General features: G+C 62.0%; 20 protein-coding genes. 11 read left to right on the top strand and 9 right to left on the bottom strand.

Annotation, left to right across the window (positions count from 1 at the left end; genetic code table 11):
- Window positions 1-67: 67 nt before the first annotated feature.
- The gene (locus tag QCBJ_RS01965) at window positions 68-1,468 is read left to right on the top strand and encodes an L-lactate permease (protein ID WP_102060015.1); all 1,401 of its coding nucleotides are present in this window, start codon (window positions 68-70) and stop codon (window positions 1,466-1,468) included.
- A gap of 6 nt (window positions 1,469-1,474) precedes the next feature.
- On the opposite strand, the gene QCBJ_RS01960 is transcribed toward QCBJ_RS01965, so the two are convergent.
- The 8 genes from QCBJ_RS01960 to QCBJ_RS01925 all read right to left on the bottom strand — a co-directional run bounded on the left by QCBJ_RS01960 (window position 1,475) and on the right by QCBJ_RS01925 (window position 8,974).
- Complete coding sequence (locus tag QCBJ_RS01960; protein ID WP_102060014.1) at window positions 1,475-3,085, bottom strand: gamma-glutamyltransferase family protein; 1,611 nt, start codon at window positions 3,083-3,085, stop codon at window positions 1,475-1,477.
- 37 nt (window positions 3,086-3,122) lie between these two features.
- On the bottom strand, window positions 3,123-3,902 hold the full coding sequence (locus tag QCBJ_RS01955) for an amino acid ABC transporter ATP-binding protein (protein WP_015884888.1): 780 nt from the start codon (window positions 3,900-3,902) through the stop codon (window positions 3,123-3,125).
- 2 nt (window positions 3,903-3,904) lie between these two features.
- A complete protein-coding gene (locus tag QCBJ_RS01950) occupies window positions 3,905-4,681 on the bottom strand; it encodes an amino acid ABC transporter permease (RefSeq protein ID WP_102060013.1) in 777 nt (258 codons plus the stop codon).
- A gap of 12 nt (window positions 4,682-4,693) precedes the next feature.
- Window positions 4,694-5,500 carry an ABC transporter substrate-binding protein gene (locus QCBJ_RS01945; RefSeq protein WP_102060012.1) on the bottom strand — a complete coding sequence of 269 codons (807 nt, stop codon included), beginning with the start codon at window positions 5,498-5,500 and terminating at the stop codon, window positions 4,694-4,696.
- A gap of 64 nt (window positions 5,501-5,564) precedes the next feature.
- Window positions 5,565-6,233 (bottom strand): GntR family transcriptional regulator, encoded by a 669-nt coding sequence (locus tag QCBJ_RS01940; protein WP_015884891.1) that lies wholly within the window; start codon window positions 6,231-6,233, stop codon window positions 5,565-5,567.
- 279 nt (window positions 6,234-6,512) lie between these two features.
- Window positions 6,513-6,953, bottom strand: a complete 441-nt coding sequence (locus QCBJ_RS01935) for a hypothetical protein (protein ID WP_043205621.1) — start codon at window positions 6,951-6,953, stop codon at window positions 6,513-6,515.
- Between the two features lie 57 nt (window positions 6,954-7,010).
- A complete protein-coding gene (locus QCBJ_RS01930; protein WP_046035356.1) occupies window positions 7,011-8,294 on the bottom strand; it encodes an ATP-binding protein in 1,284 nt (427 codons plus the stop codon).
- Window positions 8,291-8,974, bottom strand: a complete 684-nt coding sequence (locus QCBJ_RS01925) for a response regulator transcription factor (RefSeq protein WP_043205622.1) — start codon at window positions 8,972-8,974, stop codon at window positions 8,291-8,293. Before QCBJ_RS01925 ends, QCBJ_RS01930 begins: the two co-directional genes overlap by 4 nt.
- A 188-nt stretch (window positions 8,975-9,162) precedes the next feature.
- Between QCBJ_RS01925 and bamA the strand changes: the two genes are divergently transcribed.
- The 10 genes from bamA (at window position 9,163) to QCBJ_RS01875 (ending at window position 22,522) form a co-directional block, all read left to right on the top strand.
- On the top strand, window positions 9,163-11,529 hold the full coding sequence (gene bamA / locus QCBJ_RS01920; RefSeq protein WP_015884895.1) for an outer membrane protein assembly factor BamA: 2,367 nt from the start codon (window positions 9,163-9,165) through the stop codon (window positions 11,527-11,529).
- Window positions 11,530-11,789: 260 nt separating this feature from the next.
- A complete protein-coding gene (locus QCBJ_RS01915) occupies window positions 11,790-12,782 on the top strand; it encodes a transporter (RefSeq protein ID WP_043205623.1) in 993 nt (330 codons plus the stop codon).
- A 15-nt stretch (window positions 12,783-12,797) separates the two neighbouring features.
- Window positions 12,798-13,979, top strand: coding sequence for an MFS transporter (locus QCBJ_RS01910; RefSeq protein ID WP_043205625.1), 1,182 nt, complete (start codon window positions 12,798-12,800; stop codon window positions 13,977-13,979).
- A 35-nt stretch (window positions 13,980-14,014) separates the two neighbouring features.
- Complete coding sequence (locus QCBJ_RS01905) at window positions 14,015-15,460, top strand: carotenoid oxygenase family protein (RefSeq protein ID WP_046035354.1); 1,446 nt, start codon at window positions 14,015-14,017, stop codon at window positions 15,458-15,460.
- 226 nt (window positions 15,461-15,686) lie between these two features.
- Window positions 15,687-16,538, top strand: coding sequence for a fumarylacetoacetate hydrolase family protein (locus QCBJ_RS01900; protein ID WP_102060011.1), 852 nt, complete (start codon window positions 15,687-15,689; stop codon window positions 16,536-16,538).
- Between the two features lie 3 nt (window positions 16,539-16,541).
- A complete protein-coding gene (locus QCBJ_RS01895; RefSeq protein WP_015884900.1) occupies window positions 16,542-17,363 on the top strand; it encodes an IclR family transcriptional regulator in 822 nt (273 codons plus the stop codon).
- Between the two features lie 21 nt (window positions 17,364-17,384).
- Window positions 17,385-19,031, top strand: a complete 1,647-nt coding sequence (locus tag QCBJ_RS01890; protein WP_102060010.1) for a bifunctional 3-(3-hydroxy-phenyl)propionate/3-hydroxycinnamic acid hydroxylase — start codon at window positions 17,385-17,387, stop codon at window positions 19,029-19,031.
- 22 nt (window positions 19,032-19,053) lie between these two features.
- Window positions 19,054-19,902 (top strand): VOC family protein, encoded by an 849-nt coding sequence (locus QCBJ_RS01885; protein ID WP_043205627.1) that lies wholly within the window; start codon window positions 19,054-19,056, stop codon window positions 19,900-19,902.
- Between the two features lie 70 nt (window positions 19,903-19,972).
- Window positions 19,973-21,451, top strand: coding sequence for an aldehyde dehydrogenase family protein (locus tag QCBJ_RS01880; RefSeq protein WP_046035350.1), 1,479 nt, complete (start codon window positions 19,973-19,975; stop codon window positions 21,449-21,451).
- Between the two features lie 72 nt (window positions 21,452-21,523).
- Complete coding sequence (locus QCBJ_RS01875; protein WP_046035349.1) at window positions 21,524-22,522, top strand: helix-turn-helix domain-containing protein; 999 nt, start codon at window positions 21,524-21,526, stop codon at window positions 22,520-22,522.
- A 149-nt stretch (window positions 22,523-22,671) separates the two neighbouring features.
- On the opposite strand, the gene QCBJ_RS01870 is transcribed toward QCBJ_RS01875, so the two are convergent.
- Window positions 22,672-23,154 (bottom strand): Lrp/AsnC family transcriptional regulator, encoded by a 483-nt coding sequence (locus QCBJ_RS01870; RefSeq protein ID WP_064053347.1) that lies wholly within the window; start codon window positions 23,152-23,154, stop codon window positions 22,672-22,674.
- Window positions 23,155-23,220 lie beyond the last annotated feature (66 nt).

Below are 23,220 nucleotides of genomic sequence, written 5' to 3'. Positions count from 1 at the left end.
GAGACCAATGACGACCGGGACCTCAATACTATCGCAACTCCTCTGGCATGCAGAAAGGGAGTGTCTCATGGCGTTGTTGATCCACCTGTCACCGGTGTTGCTGGTGATGTCGATGCTGATGGTGTTGCGTCGCCCACCAGTTCAGGCAGCGATTGCCGGTGCCGCACTGGTGGCGGTGTTATGGCTGTTCGAGGGGTTGCTGCCGAGTGCCGCGATGGCGGCCTTCAAGGACACGGCGGTGTTGTTCGCCAGCACCGCGTTGGTGATTGTGCCGGGGCTGGCGTTCGTGATTCTGATCGAGCGCATGGGGGTCAACCAGGCGCTGAGCGAATGGGTACAGGCATTGGGCTTGAAGCGCGCCGAGTTGGTGGTGTTCATCGTGCTGGGGCTGGCGCCGTTACTGGAGGCAATGACTGGATTCGGCGTTTCATTGATCGCCACGGTGCCGTTGTTGCTGAGTCTGTTCGAACGCCGCATCGCGCTGCGCGTGGCGTTGACCGGCATGGCGATCATGCCGTGGGGCACCCTGGGCCTGGCGACGGTGATCGGCGCGTCACTGGCACATGTGGATGCAGCCGCGCTGGCGTCGACCTCAGCGCTGACAAGTGCGCCGGTCTTCATCGTGCTGGCGGCCCTGGCGTCGTACTGTTGTGGGGTGGGTATCAGCCGCGCCTTGGTGGGATTGGGCCTGCTGTTTCTGGGCGTGCTCTACGCGTCGAGCCGTTGGCTGGGCCCGGAAGTGGCCGGCGTGAGCGCGGGATTGAGCGTGGCCGCTACGACCTTGCTGCTGGCGTTGCATCGACGCCAGGGCGCGACGGCGCTGGCCTGGCCGCGAAAAGCCTGGCCCTACCTGGCGCTGATCATTTGCATCGTGCTGCTCAAGGGCCTCAATGCCCTCACCCACCTGGAAGACGCCTGGGTGGTGCGCGGCCAGCACGTCGCCTGGAAACCGCTGGCGTCTCCCGGCATTGCTTTGTTGCTCGTGCTGGTGTGGGTGCACAGGCGGGGCGGCGGGGCCTTGCTCGGCACGCTCGGCACACGTGCACGGCGGCCATTGCTGACGATTTTATTCTTCCTGGCCATGTCGCAGATGATGGTCAAGGCCGGCTTTCTCGACGGCCTTGTCCAGGTGCTGATTGGGCTGCCGGATAGCGCCGCAGCGCCGTTGGTGGCGTTACTCGGCGGGTTGTCGGGCTACATGACCGGCTCCAACGTCGGCGGCAACGCGATCTTCATGCCGGCCGTGGCGCTACTGCCCGAGTCGTCACGCGGGCTGTTGGCGGCCGTGCAAAACAGCGCGGCCGGGCATGCCGCGCTGGGTTCGCTGTCGATCGTGATGCTGGTGCTCGGGCTGGCCAAGACCAGCGCCGAGGAAGAAGGCCAGTTGGTGCGCTTCGGCTTCGCCCTGGCCTGCGTGAACACCGCGCTGGTAGCGCTGGCGGGCTGGGTGTTGCTTAGCGTGTACTGACGCGCCTTACCATACCGCAATATGCGAATCCGCCCTTGGCTCGGTGCCGCCGCACAGCACCCCGCTGACCGGGTCGCGCAGGATGATCTGCCCGCGCCCGTAGTCGGTGAGGTCGCTGGCGATCTGCACCTGGTGCCCGCGCCGCACCAGGGCATTGGCCAGGTCGCGGGAGGCGCCCTGTTCGATGCCGACCTTCATGTCGCCCAGCCATTGCCAGCGCGGTGCGTCGAGGGCCGCTTGCGGGTTGAGGCCGAAGTCCACCAGGTTCATCACCATCTGCACATGGCCCTGGGGCTGCATATAGCCGCCCATTACGCCGAACGGGCCGAGGGCCTGGCCGTCCTGGGTGAGGAAGCCGGGGATGATGGTGTGGAAGGTTTTCTTGCCCGGCGCCAGGCAGTTGGCGTGGGTCGGGTCGAGGCTGAATTCCTGCCCCCGGTTCTGCAGCGCGATGCCACTGTCGGGCAGCACCACGCCGGAGCCGAAACCGTGGTAGTTGCTCTGGATGAACGAGACCATATTGCCTTCGGCGTCGGCCGTGGCCAGGTACACCGTGCCGCTGGCGTGAGGGTCGCCGGGCTTGGGTGGCAGGGCCTGTTCGCCGATGTGCGCACGGCGACGGGTGCTGTAGTCATCGCTGAGCAAATCGGCGACGGCCACGCGCATGTGCAACGGGTCGGTGATGTAGTGCAGGCCGTCGCTGTAGGCGAGCTTCATCGCCTCCAACTGGCGATGCCAGGTTTGCTGGCTGTCGCGGTGATCGAAGCTGAAGCCTTCGAGGATTTTCAGCGCCATCAGCGCCACCAGGCCCTGGCCGCTGGGCGGGATTTCCCAGACGTCCACACCTCGGTAGTTGATGTGGATCGGCTCGACCCATTGGGCGCGGTAATCCTTGAGGTCGCTGGCGCGCAGGTAGCCGCCGCTCGCCTTGGAATGGGCGTCGAGGCGCTCGGCCAGCGCGCCGCGATACAGGCTTTCGCAGCGGGTGGCGGCGAGTTCTTCCAGGGTGCGGGCCTGGGCCGGGTTGCGGAAAATCTCCCCGGCCCGTGGCGCGCGACCATCAATCAAGAAGGTGTCGAACCAGGCCTCCAGCACCGCGTCACGATGGGGGCTGAATTCGTTCAAGGAGATCTGCCATTGATGGGCAACCACCGGCGACAACGGGAAACCGTCGCGCGCCAGGCTGATGGCCGGTTGCAACAACTCGGCAAACGGCAACTTACCGAAGCGTTGCGACAGCTCGGCCCAGGCCGAGGGGCAGCCGGGCACGGTGACGGGGGTCCAGCCGTACAGCGGCATCTGGTCATGCCCGGCGGCCTTGACCGCGTCGATACTCAAGGCCGTCGGCGCATGGCCGTTGCCGTTCAAACCGTGCAGCCGGCCCTTGCACCAGACCAGCGCAAACGCGTCGCCGCCGAGGCCGCAGCCGGTGGGCTCCACCACCGTCAGCGCAGCCGCCGTGGCAATGGCGGCGTCGATGGCGTTGCCGCCCTTTTGCATGATTTCGATCCCGGCCTGGGCGGCCAGGGGTTGGGACGCGGCAACCATGCCGCGCCGGGCAAACACACTTTGGCGTTGCGAGGGATAGGGGTACTCGTGAGCGGAGAATTTCAACATGGCAAAGGCTCTTCAACACAAGGGTTTATTAGCGGGCTCATAACACGCGGCTGAGAAACGCCCGGGTACGGGGGTGGCTGGGGTGGCTGAAGATCTGTTCCGGCGGCCCTTGCTCGATCAGTTCGCCCTGATCGAGCACCACCACGCGGTCAGCGACTTCGCGGGCGAACCCCATTTCGTGGGTCACCACCACCATCGTCATACCCTCCTCGGCCAGTTCCTTCATCACTTGCAGGACCTCGCCAACGGTTTCCGGGTCGAGGGCGCTGGTGGGTTCGTCGAACAACATGGCTTGGGGCTTCATCGCCAGGGCGCGGGCAATCGCCACCCGTTGCTGCTGGCCGCCGGAGAGCATCGAGGGGTAATGACTGGCCTTGTCCGCCAGGCCGACCCGCGCCAACAGTCCACGGGCTTGCTCCAACGCTTCGGCACGGGGGGTGCCGAGCACCTGGATCGGTGCTTCGATGATGTTTTCCAACGCGGTCATGTGCGGGAACAGGTTGAAACGCTGGAACACCATGCCGATGTCGCGGCGCTGGCGGGCGATGTTGCGCTCCGAATCGCGCACCAGGCTGCCGTCGCTGCGCTCGCGATAGCCCATGGCACGGCCGTTGACGCGGATGCGCCCGCCCTGGATGTCTTCGAGCAAGTTAATGCAGCGGATAAAGGTGGTCTTGCCCGAGCCCGAGGCGCCGATCAGCACCACCACTTCACCGCGCCGCACTTGCAGGGAGATGCCCTTGAGGATCTGCAGCGTGCCGAACGATTTGTGGATATCCAGCGCCTCGATGATCAGTTCTTCACTTTGGTGCGCCATGGTTAACGTCCCCTCAGCAGTTTCAGGGTGCTGCGCCCGAACATGCGGCTGGCTGCCGGTGGTGGCGCAGAAGGCCGGTCAGACTGGCTGAACCGCGTTTCGAGCCAACGTTGGAAAAAGCCCCACAAGGTGGTCAGCGTCAGGAAGTAGAGGGCGACCACCAGGTACAACTCGAACACACGGAAGGTCGCCGAGGTGATCATCTGGGTACTGAGCAGCAACTCCTGTACCCCAATCACGCTGACCAGGGTGGTGTTCTTGAGCATCACGTTGAACTCGTTGCCCAGCGGCGGCACGATCACCCGGAACGCCTGGGGCAGCACGATGCGCCGCATCAGCTTGGCGAACCCCATGCCCAGGGAACGGCCGGCTTCGTACTGGCCCTTGTCCACCGCGCCGATGCCGGCCCGGATGATCTCGGCCATGTAGGCACCTTCATTCAGGCCCAGGGCGATAATCGCCGCCTGGATATTGCCGGGGACGATCAGGCCGAACAGTTCGATGTCCTCGAAGCGGAAAATCCCGCCGGCCGCCAGCGCGGTGTACAGGAACACGATCTGCACCAACAACGGTGTGCCGCGCATCAGCCATACATAAAAACGCACCGGCAGGTGCAGCAACGGGTTCTTCGACAGGCGCAACAGCGCCGCCGCCAGCCCCAGCACGCAGCCCAGCAGCATCGCCAGCACACTGATCAGGCAAGTCAGCCACAGCCCGGTGAGGTACACCCCGCTGGGCTGCAACAGGTATTGCCAGAACACATCCCAATTGAAGTTCATCAGCGTGGCGCCTCAGTCGAGTGTGTCGCTGCTGACATGCCATTTGTTCAGCAATTGCGCGTAGCTGCCATCGCTGCGCATGTCGCTGATCACCTGTTGCACGGCGGCCGTCAGTTGCGGGTCGTCCTTGCGTATGCCCAACCCGGTGAGGATTCGGCTGAACGCCGACACGCCCTCCTGGAACAGGTCCGGGGCCATTGCCGCGTAGTAGCCGGCGGTTTCCACGGTGGTGCCGTAGGCGTCGACCTGACTGATGCGCAGGGCCTGGAAGGCGTCGGTGTCGGTGTTGTACACCACCAGTTTCATCGGCGGCTTGCCGGCCTTGGCCAGGCTGTCGTTCTGGGTGTCCAGCAAGGTCTTGATGGTGGAGCCGTTGAGTACCGCGACCTTGTGCCCGGACAGGTCGTCCAATGCCTTGATGCCCTTGGGATTGCCCTTGGGTACCACCACCGACTGGCTGGAATACATGTAGTTGACGATGTCGATCACCTGGCGCCGCTCGGGCTTGTCGAACAGCTGGTCGACGATCATGTCGCACTGCTGGGCGAGCAACGCCGGCACCAGGCCGGAGAACGGAATCACCCGCCACTGCACCTGTTTGTCGCCCAGGCGCTTGGCGATCTCCAGGCCCAGGTCGACGGTGAGTCCCCGCGGTTTCTGCGCTTCATCGAAGGACACCAGGGGCGGTGAATCCATCCCCGAGCAGTAGGTGAGTTTGTCGACACTCTTCAGGCGCTCCGGTACCTGGGGCGCAGCGAAGGCCCATTGGCTACAGAGGCCGAGGGAGACAGCCACCAGCAAGGCGCGGCGTTTATGCATGACCAGACACTCCAGTTCGTTGAATAACGGGGGCAGGAATCAACGTCAAAACACGACAGCTTTCTTATTGTTCGTTTTGCAGGAATTGGATCAGCGCCGGCACCGTACCCTCGATGTGTTCACGCACCACGGCTTCGGCGCGCGCGGCATCACCGGCACGAATCGCGTCGAGGATCACCGCGTGCTCCTCGCGGGCACTGAGGGGTTTTTCGCCGTGTTGCAGCCACAGGCGCATGGGGGCCTCGACCAGCGAGTACAGCGCGCAAATCTGCTTCATCAGGCGCGGGCGGCCGCTGAGGCTACACAGGTATTCGTGGAAGGCGCGGTGGCGGCTGACCCACGCGGCGCCTTCATCGCGGTAGTCGTCCATCGCGTCGAGCATGCGCTCGAGGGCCGCCAGTTGGCGCTCGCCGATACGCCCCACCGCAACGCGCACCGCCAAGCCCTCAAGGGCGCTGCGCATCTCGAACACCTCGTGCAGCTCGTCAATATCCAGCCCGCTGACAATGGCGCCACGGTTGGGCCGCAGGGTCACCAGGCCTTGGGCATCCAGGCGGCGGAAGGCTTCGCGCACGGGCATGCGGCTCATGCCGATCTCACCGGCGATGTCTTCGGCGATCAGCCGATCACCCTTGCGGTAGCGGCCGCTACAAATGGCATCCAACAGGAAGTTGTAGGCCTCCTCCTCCGCCGTGAGGGGCTGACGTTCAACATAAGCGGGGGCAAATTGCATCGACGGCACCTTTTGAATTTTTGTATCCAATTATCCATGAATACAAAAAAGCAGAATACGTGCCACATTACGCAAAGATCGGCCAAGTGATTGATTTAGATGGAACAGCGCGGAAGTGACGACAGCGGGCTCGCAATGACGCCGTAGGCGTGTGCTACCAAACAGCTCAGAAACTGCCCCGTGGGTGGGCGCACGTAACAGGTGGCGGGCCACGCCGGGGCACCTATCGAAACACCGCCCTTGGCCCGCAGATCCGGAGTCAAGGCAAACCAGCCATTTTCAACCCGGTTCGGCCGAGTAGATGACGGTTTGCGCACTGCTTTCAGCGACGGGGGGGCGTGTGAAGTAGGTGTCACCTTCGTCGGTGAGGATCTCGTAGTCGACTTTGCGGGTGTTGCTTGCGTGCTTGATGATTTTCAGCACGCGTTGGAATTTCACGCTCTGCGTGCCGTTCTGGTTGGGCCCGGTCAGCACGCTGACGCTTTGGAACCAGCCGCTGTGCTGCTTGTTGCCCAGCAGCGCACAGGTCATGGCCTCGAACCGCTCAAGCCGCGTAAACCCCCACAGCGTCTGCTCCTCGACCGCCGCGCCAGGGGTGGCGGCACCGGTAAACACGAAGAGATTGATCGCTGGGTTGTCTTCGCAAAAAAAATCATACGGGACCAGGCCGTCGACCATCTTCCTGCCGGGCACAAAGCCCTTTTTATGCACCTGAAACATTGCCACCTCCGCTCGATCACTGGCGAGCAGTCTAATGAGGGGCGACGTACAGGGCGGTCAAGCCAGTGTAATGTCGTGTAAAGATCGCGCGCTGTGGAGGTTGATCTCCACGGTCAGCCCGCCCCCTGACTCGTTGCGCGCCTCGATATGGCCGCCATGCATCTGCACCGCCCTCGCGGCAATGGCCAGGCCCAGGCCAAAGCCGACAGTGGCATCGCCCACACCGCGTTCGAACGGCTGGAAGATCGTGCGCAGTCGGCCGGGCGCCACCCCTGGCCCATGGTCGCTGATACGCACGCTCAAGCGATTAGCTTCGCGATTGACCTGCGCCGACACCTGCACGGTCGTTCCCGGACGGGTATAGCGTACGGCGTTGCGAATCACGTTTTCAAAACAGCGGTACAGCAACTCGCCGCTGACACAGGCGATAAACGGCGGGCAAGCCTGCAAGTGAACGCGACAGTCCTTGATACCCGCTTCGAATTGCGCATCGTCGACAATCATCGTCAGCAATTCAACGATATCCACGGGTTCGCGCTCGATGCTTTCAGGGCGGCCCTGCAGGCGGGCCAGGGTCAGCAACGCCTCGATCAGCGTGTCCATGCGTTCGGACTCGCGCTCGATGCGCTCGAGCATTTCCAGGCGTGCGGCGTCCTGGCGCAACAGGCCGATGGCCGCTTGCATGCGCGTCAACGGTGAGCGCAGTTCATGGGAGATGTCGTGCAGCAGATGGTGCTGGGCTTGCACCAACACCTTCAACTGGTTGGCCATGCGGTCGCAGTCTTCGGCCAGGTCGACGATTTCATCGCGGCGCTTGCCCATGGAGGGCTTGACCCGGGTTTCGAAGCGCCCCTGGGCCACATCGCTCATCGCCCGGCGCAGGTGCGCCAACGGCCAGGCCAGGTAGTACGCCATGTACCCGCTGAACAGCGCACTCATCAACGTGCCGATGATCAGCGGGACCTGTTGCCAGGGCCTGCCGCCGTCATCACCGGGGGCGTGGCTTGAGCGCAGTGAAAGCGCCAGGCCTTCCTTGCTGGTCACCGCGCGTTCAAAGGCCGGCGCCGCAACCGCAGACCCCGCCAGTAACTGGCCGGTGCGGTCATAGATGCCGATGACCTCGTCTGGCGGACGCTCCCATACCGCCAGGAACTGGCCAGCGGCGTCGACACCAAATTGCTCCAGCAGCTTTTGCTCACTCGCGAGGATGGCGCCCACATGTGGGTCTCCCGGGCGGAAGCGGCTCAGTTCCAGCACACCGACCCCCACCAGGAACGTCAAGGTGGTTGCCAGCCAGAACGCCAGGAACAGTTTCCAGAACAGCAGGCTGGGCTTGGTCATTCGGCAATCAACAGGTAGCCGAGGCCACGCACGCTCTGGATCCAGGCCTTGGCGTCCGGGCGCGGCCCCAGCTTTTGCCGGATGCTGCTGATATGCACGTCGATACGCCGGTCATAGCGGGTCAGCGGGCAACCCAGGGCATTGAGCGACAGATCCTTTTTGCTCACCACTTGGCCGGCGCTGCGGGCCAGTTCTTCGAGCAGGCTGAACTCGGTGCTGGTCACGCCCAGTTCCGCACCGTTCCACAAGGCCTGGCGCTTGCCGGGCCATAACACCAGCGAGCCGGTCTTGATCACCTCGGTGGTTGGCTGGCCCACCGCCTGCACCCTGCGCATGATGGCTCGCAGGCGCGCCACCAACTCGCCTGGGGAGCTGGGTTTGGGCACGTAGTCATCAGCACCGAGTTCCAGGCCGGTGATGCGGTCGATGTTGTCGCCACGGGCGGTGAGCAACACCACCGGGACTTGGCTGACGGCACGGATACGCCGCAGTACCTCGATGCCCGAACGCTGGGGCAGCATCACATCCAGCACCACGATGCTGTAGCGACCCGACAGCGCCTCAGCCTCACCCGCCTCGCCCGTATGCACGGCCGTGGCCGCGAACCCTTCGCACTCCAGGTACTGGCGCAGCATTTCAGTCAATTCCTGGTCGTCGTCGACTAACAGTACGGAGATCATGACGGGCTCGTCCGAGGGGTGGGCGCGCATTATCAGCCTTGCAGCCGGGATTCGGGCCAACCTTTACCTAACTTGACATTCAGTTAACCGCACCAAACGCCGTGCACTCTTATGCTGGCTCTTCACCGGTCGGCGAGTGAACCAAGCGCGCCGGCGCTGCTTGTCGATGTGTTCTGGAAAAGATCTTGATGAATTTTTCGCGCCTGCTCTGCTCGGTTGCGCTGCTGCTCAATGCCTCACTGGCACTCGCCCAAGGCTTCAAAATCTCGGATATTCGAATCAATGGCCTGCAACGGGTCTCGGCGGGCAGCGTGTTCGGTGCATTGCCGCTGAACGTCGGCGACGAAGCCGATGACCGGCGCCTGGTGGATTCCACCCGGGCGTTGTTCAAGACCGGTTACTTCCAGGACATCCAGTTGAGCCGCGAAGGCGACGTGCTGATTATCAATGTAGTCGAGCGCCCTTCGGTTGCCAGTATCGAGTTCGAGGGCAACAAGGCGATCGCCACCGATGACCTGATGAAAGGCATGAAGCAATCAGGCCTGGCCGAAGGCGAGATATTCCAGCGCGCCACCCTGGAGGGCGTACGCAATGAACTGCAGCGCCAGTACGTGGCCCAGGGTCGCTATTCGGCATCGGTCGACACCGAGGTCGTGCCCCAACCGCGCAACCGCGTGGGCCTGAAGATCAAGATCGACGAAGGCGAAGTGGCATCGATCCAGCACATCAATGTGGTCGGCAATACGGTATTCGCCGACGACGCCTTGCTCGACTCATTCACGCTCAAGACCAGCAACTGGCTGTCCTTTTTCCGGAACGACGATAAATACGCGCGGGAGAAACTCTCCGGCGACCTTGAACGCCTGCGCTCCTTTTACCTGGACCGCGGCTACATCAACATGGATATCACCTCGACGCAGGTCTCCATGACCCCGGACAAAAAGCACGTGTACATCACCGTGAATATCCAGGAAGGCCAGAAATACACGGTGCGCGACGTCAAGTTGAGTGGCGAGCTGAAAGTCCCGCAGGACCAAGTCCAGGCGTTGCTACTGGTGCAAAAGGGCCAAGTGTTTTCGCGCAAATTGATGACCACCACTTCGGACCTGATCACCCGCCGCCTGGGCAACGACGGTTACACGTTCGCCAACGTCAACGGCACGCCGCAGGTGCATGAAGCGGACCACACGGTCGACATCACCTTCAGCGTCGAGCCTGGCAAGCGGGCTTACGTCAACCGCATCAACTTCCGGGGCAATACCAAGACCGACGATCAGGTGCTGCGTCGCGAAATGCGCCAGATGGAGGGCGGCTGGGCCTCGACCTACCTGATCGACCAGTCCAAGGTACGCCTGGAGCGCCTGGGGTACTTCAAGGAAGTGAACGTCGAGACGCCAGCGGTGACCGGGCTGGATGACCAGCTGGATGTGAATTACGCCGTAGAAGAACAAGCGTCCGGCTCGATCACGGCCAGCGTCGGCTTCGCCCAGAGTTCGGGGCTGATCCTCGGCGGGTCGATTACCCAGAACAACTTCCTCGGCACAGGCAACTCCGCCAGCCTGGGGCTGACCCGGTCGTCCTACCAGAGCAAGTACAACATCGGTTTCACCGATCCCTACTTCACCCGTGATGGCGTGAGCCTGGGTTACAACGCGTTCTACAACAAGACCGACTACAACAAATACTACGATGACGGCGTGTCCTATTACGCCATCAACAGTTATGGCCTGGGGGCCAGCCTCGGCTACCCGATCAATGAGACGTCGCGCCTGAGTGTCGGCCTGACCGCCCAACACGACAGTATCGAACCGGGCACCTACAGCGCCGACGAGATCTACGACTTCATCGAGCGCGAAGGCAAACAGTTCACCAACTTCAAAGCCAACCTGGGCTGGTCGGAATCGACCTTGAACAAAGGCGTGCTGGCAACGCGTGGGCACTCGCAAAACCTCAACCTGACGGTGACGGTGCCCGGCAGCGACCTGAGTTTCTACAAGCTCGACTACACGGGACAAACCTTCCTGCCGGTCAGCAACAACACCACCCTGCGCTTGCATACCAAGCTCGGTTACGGCAACGGCTACGGTTCCACCGACGGCTTACCCTTCTATGAAAGCTATACGGCCGGTGGCGAAGGCACGGTGCGCGGTTTTGAAAGCGGCACGCTCGGCCCACGCAGCACCCCGGCGACCGGGACTTATGCCAGCGCCGGCCAGGCCTACTATTCGGACCGGGATACGGAGGCGCTGGGCGGCAATATCCTGATTACCGGCGGCGCGGAGTACTTGTTCCCAGTGCCGTTCATCAAGGACAACAAATCCGTGCGCACGTCGCTGTTCTGGGATGTGGGCTCGGTGTATTCGGACAAGTGCTACCTGAGCACTACCCAAGGCTGCGGCGGTGTGGACCTGAGCCAGATGGCCAGTTCGGTGGGGGTGGGAGTGACCTGGTACAGCCCGCTGGGGCCATTGAGCGTCAACCTGGCTTATCCGATTCGCACACCTGAGAATGCCGACAAGCAGGTCTTCCAGTTTTCCATGGGGCAGACGTTTTAACAGGGCCTGATCGATTTTTTCCACAGTGAGTGGCGACGCACAGTAGGTGTGTGTGCCGCGTCATCTACTGGGACGTTGAACAGACCACGTTCACGGCATCGCGCCTCTCAACCCGTTGAGAGGGCAAATCAACCGGCGTGACATGACGCTCTCAGTCAACTCTGACCGCTGTGTACAAGTAACAGCAACGCTCGGGAATTAAAGTTGAAGTGCCAGGGGAAGCAACCCCAGCTCACAACTCCAATAATAGAGCGACGTCAATGAGACTGACACCATCCTTGCCAGCGTGCCTGGCCCTCAGTTGCGTATCACTTGCCGCCTTTGCTGCCGAGGGCCCTCCACCGCCCTCCGTCAGCCAACCCAGCGGCATCAACCTGGGCGGCACCAGCTTCTACGACGGGTTCGCCGGCCCACCGGGGCTGACGCATCAGACCTATTTGAAGTTCAGTACGTCCAGCAGCATTCGTGACAATGGCGGCAAGGACAACGGCAACTTCGATAACCCGAAGATCAATGTCATTACCCTGATCAACCAGTTCAGCTATTACTCACCGGACACCATCGGCGGCGGCGCGCACCTGGGCTGGAGCCTGTTGGTACCGGTGGTTTCCCTGGACGGCGACTTCGGCGACAACGGCGTCAAACTCAAGGACAACGGGGTCGGCCTGGGTGACGTCACTGTCGGCCCGCAGATCCAGTTCGATCCGCTCGTCAACGCCGAAGGCCGACCGGTGTTCGTGCAACGCGTGGCCTTCGATACGATCCTGCCCACAGGCAAGTACGACAAACACAAGGACTTGAACCCCGGCTCCCATTACTTTTCCTTCAACCCCTACTGGGCCGCGACCTTGATGCCGGCACCACGCTGGGAAGTGAGCTGGCGCCTGAATTACCTGTACAACTTCAAGAACGACGATCCCGCGAGCAGCTCGGCACAGTTCTTTGAAGGGCGCCCCGTGCGCGACACCCAATCAGGGCAGTCGGCCTGGGCCAACTTCACCGCCTCCTACGAGGTGTACCCGAAGGTCTCGGTCGGGATCAACGGGTATTACTTCCGGCAGATTTCCGATGACCAGGTCAACGGCGACCGCCTGAGCAACTCTCGCGAGAAAGTCCTTGGCATTGGCCCCGGCCTGTTCTGGAAGATCACTGAGGACAAGGCGTTCTGGCTCAATACCTATAAAGAAACCGGGGTAGAGAACCGCAGCAAGACCGATTACGCCGTGCAAGTTCGCTACGTCCATAAGTTCTGACTGAGGTGATGTGTGATGAATGCGCTCGACTCCATCGACAGCAAGCAATCACTGGGCGCTATTTGCCTGATGATGGTCATTTCCCTGGGAACGCTGCAGATCCAGCCGATTCTGGGCGGCGCGCTGATTGATCAACTGGGGGTGCCGCTCAATGCCATCGGCGTGATCTTCGCCGCCGAACTGATCGCAATGGCCATCGCCTGCGGCGTATGTGCCCTGCTCATGGCCCGTGTCGACCGCCGCCGCTTTGCACGGGTAGCCTTGTTGATACTGGCCGTCGGCAACCTGGCCAGCACCCAGCTTCACAGCCAGACGTGGCTGGTGATCTTGCGGATCATCTGCGGCGCCAGCGGTGGCGCGGTCATGGCGGTGGTGTATGCGACCGCGGCACTGCGCCGGTCCAAAGATGCAACGTTTGCAGTGATCAATATCGGCAACTTGTTATGGGGCATGCTGCTGGTCACCTCAATGCCTCTGCTGCTGCAGGTATTTGGCGTGCGCGGTGCCTTTGGCCTGCTGGCCATCACCAGCCTGCTTGCCGCATTGGGTTGCGGGAGAATCCCCCGGTATTACCCGGACGCCCAACGCATCGCCCATGGCGCCGCCCGACCGTTCGGGCTGACCTCGCTGCTGCTGATCGCGCTGTTTGCGCTGCTGTTCTTCGGGCATTCCGCCCTGTGGGTGTACCAGGAACGAATCGGTAAAAGCCTGGGCCTGGAACCTCAACAGATCGGGGCTATCCTCGGTGGCAGCATCTTGGCGGGCGCCCTGGGTGCGGGCCTCTCCGGTCTGATCGGACGGCGGCTTGGCCTACTGTTCCCGCAACTGTTGAGCTTCGGTGCTGCATTAGTGGCAACCCTGATCATGGTGTACGGCGACAGTACCGTTGCATTTGCCACCACGGCGTGCCTGATCCATATGGTGTGGTTCTTCAGCTTGCCGTACCTGCTTTCCATGGCCGCCGAACTGGATCCCTCCGGTCGCCTGGCAGGCCTGGGCAACGCCGCGATATTCATCGGGCAAGGGCTTGGCCCCTTTGGCGCCGCGCTGGTCGTCGGCGAGGGGCATTTCCGGGCGGTCGGCTGGCTGGCCGCCTGCGCTTATGGGCTGGCCTTGATTATCTCGTGCCTGGTGGTGGCCCGCTTCCGTCGCGGCGTCAAGCCTCGCGGGCAGGCCCTGTCAGCCCAATCCGCCTGAACGACGTCAACCCAACCGATCAATGAGATAACCCGATGAATACGCCATTCCCCCACACCCCGGAGTTTACCGGGGCGCTGTATGCCCCCAGTCGCGTTGAGGGCGACGTGTATGACCTTGAGATCGAAGGCACCCTTCCCGAGGCGATCCGGGGTGCCTTTTACCAGGTGTCACCCGACCCGCAGTACCCGCCCATGCTCGGCAGCGATATTTTCTTCAATGGCGATGCCTTGGTCAGCGGCTTTTATTTTGCCGACGGCAAGGTTTCGCTGCGCCGCCGCTATGTGCTGACCGATCGCCTGGTCGCCCAGCGTCGCGAAGGGCGTTCGCTCAATGGTGTGTACCGCAATGTCTACACCAACGACCCGCTGGCAGCCAAAAACAACACCACCGCCAACACGTCTGTGATCCCGCACAACAACGTCCTGCTGGCTCTCAAGGAGGACGCCATGCCCTGGGCGCTGGACCCGCTGACCTTGGAGACCCTCGGCGAGTGGAATTTCGACGGGCAGATCGACGCCGCGACGTTCACTGCCCACCCCAAGCTCGACCCCGTCACGGGAAACCTGCTGGCCTTCAGTTACGAAGCCAAAGGCGACGGCACACCCGACATGGCCTATTTCGAGATATCGCCGGAGGGGAAGCTGCTGCATGAAATCTGGTTCCAGGCGCCCTACGCCGCGATGGTCCACGACTTCGCGGTCACGGAAAGGTATGTGGTGTTCCCACTGATCCCGTTGACGGTGGACGTCGAGCGCATGAAAAAAGGCGGCCAGCATTTTCAGTGGCAGCCCGAATTGCCCCAGCTATTTGCCGTGGTGCCCCGTGACGGCCATGCGCGCGACGTACGTTGGTTCAAAGGGCCCAAGGACGGCTTCCAGGGCCATACCCTGAATGCGTTCGACGAAGACGGCAAAATCTATGTGGACATGCCGGTCACCGGCGGCAACATCTTCTACTTCTTCCCCCAGGCGGACGGTTTCGTACCGCCGCCAGAGACCCTGGCCGCCAGCCTGATGCGCTGGATATTCGACCTGAACAGTGCGCAGGATGAACTGCAACCCCAGGCGCTGACGGACTATCCCTGCGAGTTTCCCCGCTGCGATGATCGCTACATCGGTCGCAAGTATGAACATGGGTTCCTCCTCGCCTTCGATCCAGAACGCCCGTACAACCCGTCGAACGGGCCGATGCCGTTCCAGTTTTTCAACCTGCTGGTTCACCTCAACCTCACGACCGGTGTCACCGATGCCTGGTTTCCCGGCGACAGTGGCTGTTTCCAGGAACCCATTTTCATTCCGCGCTCAGCGCACGCCGCAGAAGGCGATGGCTATGTGGTCTGCCTGCTCAACCTGATTGCCGAAGGCCGCAACGAACTGGTGGTGCTGGACGCCACCGACATGGCCGCCGGCCCTCTCGCACGCATCAAAATCCCGTTCCGCATGCGCATGTCCCTGCACGGCTGCTGGGCACCGCGCTAAATCGCGCCAGCCCACCTCTCCTCCAAGCGACACGCCCGTGGCCATCCACTTGCTGGAAGGGCGCGGGCTGCCCGGTTGCCGGGCTGAATCCGATGATCGAACAGAAAATTAGCATTTATTTCATATTGCAGGATTTATGCATAAATCCCACTTTACAGGATAAATGTGCAGGACTAGATTGACCCCATTGCCGCCATCTCCCGCTTCCTTTTCGAGAGGACATTTCATGAAACTTGCAAGCTTCAGTGTTCACGGTCGCACGACCTACGGTGTGGTCGACGGTGATCAACTGATTGACCTGGAATCGGTCAAACCCACCTTTGGCCCCGACCTCAAGCATGCCATCGCCGCCAATCGCCTGGTGGAACTGACCCCCGCCGTGCTCGCGCCACTACCCCGAGTGCCAGTGGCCGACGTCACCTTCCTGCCGGTGATCGCCAATCCCGGCAAAGTGCTGTGCATCGGCATCAACTACGCCACCCACGTGCGTGAGACCGGGCGTGACATGCCGACCTATCCGATGATTTTCACGCGCTTCGCCGACAGCCAGGTCGCGCACCTGCAGCCGATTATCCGTCCGAAGGTGTCGCACAAACTGGATTTCGAAGGCGAGCTCGCAGTGGTCATCGGCAAAACCGCAAGGCACGTCAACGCAGCAGACGCGCTGGACTACGTGGCCGGTTATGCCTGCTACAACGATGGCAGCGTGCGCGACTGGCAGAAGCACACCCTTCAGTTTGTGCCTGGCAAGAATTTCCCTCACACCGGCGGATTCGGCCCCTGGCTGGTGACCCGCGATGAAATCAGCGACCCGCACAACCTGGAACTGACCACGCGCCTGAACGGCGAAGTGATGCAACACACCCGCACCAGCGACATGATTTTCGACGTGCGCCAGTTGATCGAGTACTGCTCCACGTTTACCGAACTGGCACCCGGCGACGTGATTGTCAGCGGCACCACCGGTGGCGTCGGGGCCTTCCGCGAACCGCCGGTTTGGATGAAGCCCGGCGACAGCGTCGAAGTCGAGATATCCGGCATCGGCCTCCTGCGCAACAGCATCGCCGACGAGCAGTGAGTCATGAATCTACTGTCTGAATCAGAACGCCCGTCGGACCTGGATGCCGACAGCAAAGGTTCCAGCCTGGAACGCATGCTGCGGGTGCTGGATCTGTTCACCGAGGCCAGCCCGATCTGGGCGGTGGACGAAATGGGCGCCGCGCTGGGTTACACCCGCTCGACCATCTACCGCTACGTACGCGAACTGGCCGAGGCGAGCCTGTTGTTTCAGGTCGAAGCCGGACGCTATGCACTGGGCGCACGGATCATCACCTGGGACCGTCAGCTGCGCCTGAGCGACCCTCTGGTGCGCGCGGCACAGTCGCTGGAACAGGCTCTGCCACGCTGGAGCGAGCAACAGGTATGGCTGATCTGCCGGCTGTTCAAGGACCAGGTGGTGTGTATCCACCAGCATGGCGAGTTGTTCAGTGAGGTCAGCTACTCCCGGGGTTCGCCCAGGCCGTTGTTCCTCGGCGCGACATCGAAAGCGATCCTCGCCAACATGACCTCGCGCCAGCACCGCCAGCTGTTCCTGGAAAACCCGGATGAAGTGCGCGCCAGCCACTTGGGCCAGACCTGGGAACAGTTCCGTCGCGCGCTGCAGCAACTGCGTCGCCAGGGCTATGTCGCCAGTGCGGCGGAAATCGATCCCGGCGTCTACGGCCTGGCGGCACCGATTTTCGACAGCGACGGCAAGGTGCTGGGCAGCATCAGTTGCGTACGCCCGATCGAGGAGCGCGACAACGCCCAGGAAGCGCAACAAGGGGAACAGATGCTGGCCCTCGCGCAGACACTCTCGCAACGCATGGCGGCCCTGACTCACCGCCCCGCGCAGCCGGACTGAAACCTTTGGAAGGGAATAACAATGACAACCCTCAACAGCTTCAGCACTCAAGTCCTGATCATCGGCGCCGGCCCCACCGGACTGACCTTGGCCAACCTGCTTGGCCAGGCCCAGGTGGATACCCTGATAATCGACCGCAAAGCCGGCACCGTGACCGAGCCCCGCGCGGTCTCCATCGACGATGAATCCCTGCGCACCATGCAGGCGATCGGGCTGGACGACGCCGTGCTACGCGATGTGGTGCCCGGCTACGGCGTGCATTACTTCACCCGCGCGGGCGGGCGTTGCTTTGGCAAGGTCGAGCCCACCGGTAAGGTGTATGGGTTTCCCAAACGCAATGCCTTTCGCCAGCCGCTGTTCGAACACACGCTGAAGACCGGTCTTGAGCGCTTTGCGAGCGTGACTGCACGCTTCAATCATGAGCTGCTGGAGTTCACTCAAGACGCGCACGGCGTGCGTGCCTTGATCAAGGACGCCGATGGCCAACTGCTCGACGTCAAGGCCAACTACCTGGTCGCCTGCGACGGCGGCCGCAGCCCGGTGCGCAAGCTACTGGGGATCGAGATGGTCGGGTCGAGCTTCTCCTCGCGCTGGCTGGTGGTCGATACCGACCAGGACGACGACCCGTTCTGGCAGACCCGCGTGTACTGCGATGCCCGGCGCCCGGTGGTGGAAGTGCCCGGCCCGCACCGTACGCGGCGTTTCGAATTCATGCTCCGGCCGGACGAAACCGAGGAGCAAGTGCTCAGCCCGCAAAGCCTGCACACGCTGCTGCGTCCGTTCAAGGGCGATGCCCCGGTGTCGATCGTGCGCAAGACGGTCTACACCTTTCACGCCCGCGTGGCCGAGCGCTGGCAGGTGGGCCGCGTATTGCTCGCCGGCGATGCCGCGCACCTGACCCCGCCCTACGCTGGGCAAGGGATGAACAGTGGCGTTCGCGATGCACACAATCTGGGCTGGAAGTTGATCGGTGTACTCAACGGCAAATTGGCCGCGACCGCCTTGCAGTCCTACGAAAGCGAGCGGCGCGGGCATGCCTGGGCCTTGATCAAGTTGGCGCTGAACCTGGGCGTGGTCATGGCGCCGGCTACCGTGCTGCGTGCTCGCCTGATCAGTGCGGCATTCGCGTTGGTCGGCCTGGTGCCGTCGCTGCGCGACTATTTCCTACAGATGCGCTTCAAGCCAAAACCACGCTTTACCCAAGGCCTGGTGCTGCCCGAAGGCAAGGCCGGAAAGCTGGCCTGTGGGCAAATGTTTCCTCAGCCGCTGCTGACCGATGCCCAAGGCCACGTCCAGTTGCTGGACGCAAGCATCGGTGCCGGCTTTGCCCTGATTCAATATGGCGACCCTGCTCGCCAGCGCCTGGACGAACTGCGCCACGGTCTTTGGGATCACCTGGAGGCCAAGCGCATCCTGATCCTGCCTGCACACTTCCAGGCCCTGCCATCGCTGCCTGGCTGCACCGTACTTCAAGACCATGAGGATGCGCTCAAGGAGCTGCTCGGCGACAGCCACACGTTTGTGCTGCTGCGCCCCGATCGCTATGTCGCCGCCCTCTTCGACCGGACCACCCAGGACCAGGCTGCCGCCGCCTTGCAGGCGCTGTTCGGCATCCCCCCGACAAGCGCCTGCGCGGATCAGCCGGCCATGGCCCCCGTCTACCCCTGAACCTTCAGCCCCAGAGGTGTTTATGCAAACCTTGCAGACTTCTACCCCCGCACGCCTGTGCTACTTACACCTGGCGAGCAAAGCGCCCCACCAGCAAGTTGACTTCTATCGGCGCCTGCTGGACATGGAGGGCCTGGCGCAGGCAGACGGCAGCTGGCTGCTCCAAGGGCCGCAACGGGCCATGCTGATCTCCCCCGCAGATCACAGCGGCCTGCTCGCGGCCGCCTACGACCTAGGCAGCCAAGCGCGCTTGAGCGAACTGCGCACGCACCTGGTGGGCAAGGGTTGTAGCGTCGAAGCGCTCGACTCGCCGCTGCTGGAAGCCGGCGCCTTTCAAATCCGTGACCCCCAGGGCCGGCAGACCGTGTTTGGCGTGTCTCGTGGCGCCGTCACCACCGACCGCAAGGGCATGCCGGGTCGCCTGCAGCATGTGGTGTTCCAGACCACGGAGCTGGAAGCGATGATCGACTTCTACGTCAACACGGTAGGGTTCACGGTCTCGGACAATGTCGTCGATGAGCAGAGCGGCCAGCTCACGACCTGCTTCCTGCGTTCAGACGACGAGCACCACTCGCTGGCGTTTTTCCGCGGTTCGAAAAACGAATGGGATCATCACTGTTACGAAACCAACGAGTGGAATGACATTCGTGACTGGGGCGACCGCTTCGCCAAGGAGCGGATTACGTTGTTCTTTGGCCCGGGTCGCCACGGTCCGGGCAATAACCTGTTCTTCATGGTGGTCGATGCCGATCGCAATCGCCTGGAGTTCTCGGCGGAGCTGGAAATCACCGAAGCCAGCCGCGCGCCAGGCGTCTGGCCCCAAGAGGAATACACCCTCAACTCCTGGGGACGCGCCTGGATCCGCAGCTGAAAAGACACATTCCAAAGGGTCTGCCCTCATCTACCCTCAATCAACGCGGCTACCTGCCCAAGGTAAAACAATGACAATTCCAACCTTCGCGACCTACGCCATCAGCGGCGACCAATACATCAACGGCACCTGGCGCACAGGTCGTTCGGCACGACGCCTTGATGACCGTAACCCGTTCAACGGCGAATGCTTGCTGGAGATGCCCCTGGCCTCGGTGGCCGACCTGGAGGACGCGTACCAGGCTGCCCAGCGCGCACAGATCGACTGGGCAGCACTGCACCCGACACAGCGCGGTGCGCAGCTGGAAAAACTCGCCCAGGTCATCCAGGACCGCAGCGAAGAAATCATTGATTGGCTGATCCGTGAGTCCGGCAGTACCCGTATCAAGGCGGGGATGGAATGGCAGTTCACCCTCAACCTGGTTCGCGAGTGCGCAACGCTGCCAATGCAGGTTGAGGGGCGGATCCTGAGCAGCTACAAGCCTGGCGAACAGAGCTTCGTGTTTCGCGAGCCGCTGGGAGTGGTCGGTGTCATCAGCCCCTGGAACTTCCCGCTGTACCTGAGCATGCGCTCGGTGGTACCGGCCCTGGCGCTGGGCAATACCGTGGTGCTCAAGCCCGCCAGTGACACGGCGGTCACCGGCGGCCTGCTGATTGCCCATTTGTTCGAAGAAGCCGGGTTCCCCGCAGGTTCACTGAATGTGGTGGTCGGCGCGGGCTCGGAGATTGGCGATGCATTCGTCGAACACCCGATACCCAGCCTGATCTCCTTCACCGGCTCCACCGACGTGGGCCGCAACGTCGGACGCATCGCCACCGGTGGCAAGCACATCAAGCGCGTGGCGCTGGAACTGGGCGGCAACGCACCGCTGGTGGTCTTGGACGATGCGGACATCGAGATCGCGGCGCATGCCGCCGTGGTCGGGCGATTCCTGCATCAGGGTCAGATATGCATGAGCGTCAACCGCGTCATTGTCGATCGTTCGCTGTATGCCGACTTCGCCGCGCTGGTGGTCGAGCGCGTGCGCAACCTCAAGACCGGTGACCCGGCCAAGGCCGATACGGTGATCGGGCCGGTGGTGAACCAGAGCCAGCTCGATGGCCTGCTGGGGAAGATCGACGCTGCCGAGCGTGCCGGCCTCAAGCAACTGTGCGGCGGCCAGGCGCAGGGGCTGGTGCTGCCCGCCCATGTCTTCGGCGATGTAGGCCCCGACCAGGCATTGGCCCGCGATGAAACCTTCGGCCCGTTATTGCCATTGATGATTGCACACAATCAGGCCCACGCCCTGGAATTGGCCAACGCAAGCGAATACGGTCTATCCAGTGCCGTGTTCACCCGGGACATGGCACGCGGCCTCGGTTTTGCGCGTGGCATCGTGGCGGGCATGACCCATATCAACGACATCACCGTCGATGACCAGCCCAATGCACCGTTCGGTGGCGAGAAGAACTCCGGCCTCGGGCGGTTTAACGGGCACTATGCCCTGGATGAATTTACCCGGGCCCATTGGGTCACCTGGCAAGCCGGGAGCCATCGCTACCCGTTCTGATCGCATGTCAGAATTGGGCAAGGCGCCCTCCTTGCCCCTTCAGCCATAACAAAAAGACAGAAGGCGAAACCTATGAATAACCTAGCCTGTGTGTCCACCGAACAGGTCGTTCGCTCTGACCGGCTGATGAAGTGGAAAGAGTTCATGAGCGACCACCTGGGCCGCACGCCGGAGTATATAAAGCGCCTGGAAGCCACTCACATCGACCCGTTGCACAACGGTAACTTCCAGGGGCGGCTGGAATACGGCGACCTGGGCCAACTGCGTTTCTGCCGCATGACCGCCAGTGCCCATCGCTATTCACGCCACTTGAGCAAAGCGCTCGATGTCGTCGACACGCCGCGCATGTTGATCCTGCAAGTCGCCGGTGTCAGTCACTTCGAGCAAGGCCAGCAAAGCAGTACCGTCGCACCGGACGACATGCTCCTGGTCGATTGTGGCAAGCCCTTCAGCGTCACCAGTACCCAGGGTTGCGAACACTTTATCCTGCTGTTCCAGGGCGCCGCCGGGCAACTGACGCAGACCGGCGACATGCATTTGAGTGGCCGCAACGGGCTGGGGCGCATGCTGATGCACCTGATCAGCGACGCTTACCATCAATACCCCTTGCTCAACAGCCAGTCGGCCGGGCTAATCGGCGACAGCATCGCCGGGTTGCTGAACAATGCCTTGAAGAACAAGCAAGATGAAAAGCAACTGGACCACGACTTCCGTTTCTTCAAACAGAATCGCCTCAAGGCCTATATCGAGCGCCACCTGGCCGACCGCGACCTCAGCATCGAGCGCATCGCCAATGCCGAACAGTGCTCGGTGCGCAGCTTGCACCGGGCCTTTCAGGATGAATTGGGCTGCAGCGTCAGCGAGTATATCTGGCAGCGTCGGTTGTCCCGTTGCGCCGAGGACCTGCGTAACCGTGAACAGGCGCATCGCTCACTCACCGAGATTGCCTATGCCTGGGGCTATGGCAGCAGTTCACATTTCAGCCGGCACTTCAAATCGACATTCGGTATGTCACCACGACTGTTCCGGGAAACGGCCAGCGACAACCGCGCTCAATCGTCAGCTTTTTGAGCAAGAAGCCCCTCAATTGCGGCGCTAAGGGATCATCGCCCAGGCCATCGTCGATGCGGTCGTCCAGGCGATAAAGGCCCTGCCGAGAGCCAAGTAGGCAGTGCCCGGACCGGGCCCGGCAAACGGGCCGCCGCCCTGATTCAAGGTCCTCAGATACTCAGGAGCTCGGCCACTGGAAAACGATGGGTGGTCTTCATTTCTCGCAGTGACAGGTTCGAGCGGATACTCAATACGCCCGGGAGCTTTCTCAGCACCTTTTCAACGAATCTGCTGTAGCTGTCCAAATCGCTTGCGACGACTTGAAGTAAAAAATCCGCCTCGCCGGTTGTATTGTGACAACTGAGCACCTGCGGCGCCGACGCTATGATTTTCTCAAACTTTTCCGTGGCTTCTTCACTGTGATCACTGCAGGAGATCTGCACGAAAGCCATCACCCCCAGGCCCAGTTTCCTGCGATTCAGGATGGCTTGATACCCCTCGATCACGCCGCACTCCTCCAGGCGTTTCTGTTTACGCCAACACGATGCTTCGCTGAGGGAAAGTTGCTCCGCCAACTTGACGTTCGAGAGTCGCCCATCTCGCTGCAGTCGCTCCGAGATTGCAATATCCACCTTATCCAGACGCTCAAGCATGGTTGATCCTTTCAATTATGTGCCGGCTCACGAAGATTAATTTCATTCAGCGCCCACTATCAACTG

It is taken from the genome of Pseudomonas sp. QC2 (genome assembly GCF_002859085.1).
GTDB lineage: Bacteria > Pseudomonadota > Gammaproteobacteria > Pseudomonadales > Pseudomonadaceae > Aquipseudomonas > Aquipseudomonas petroselini.
This window is presented reverse-complemented; position numbering and strand designations above follow the sequence as displayed.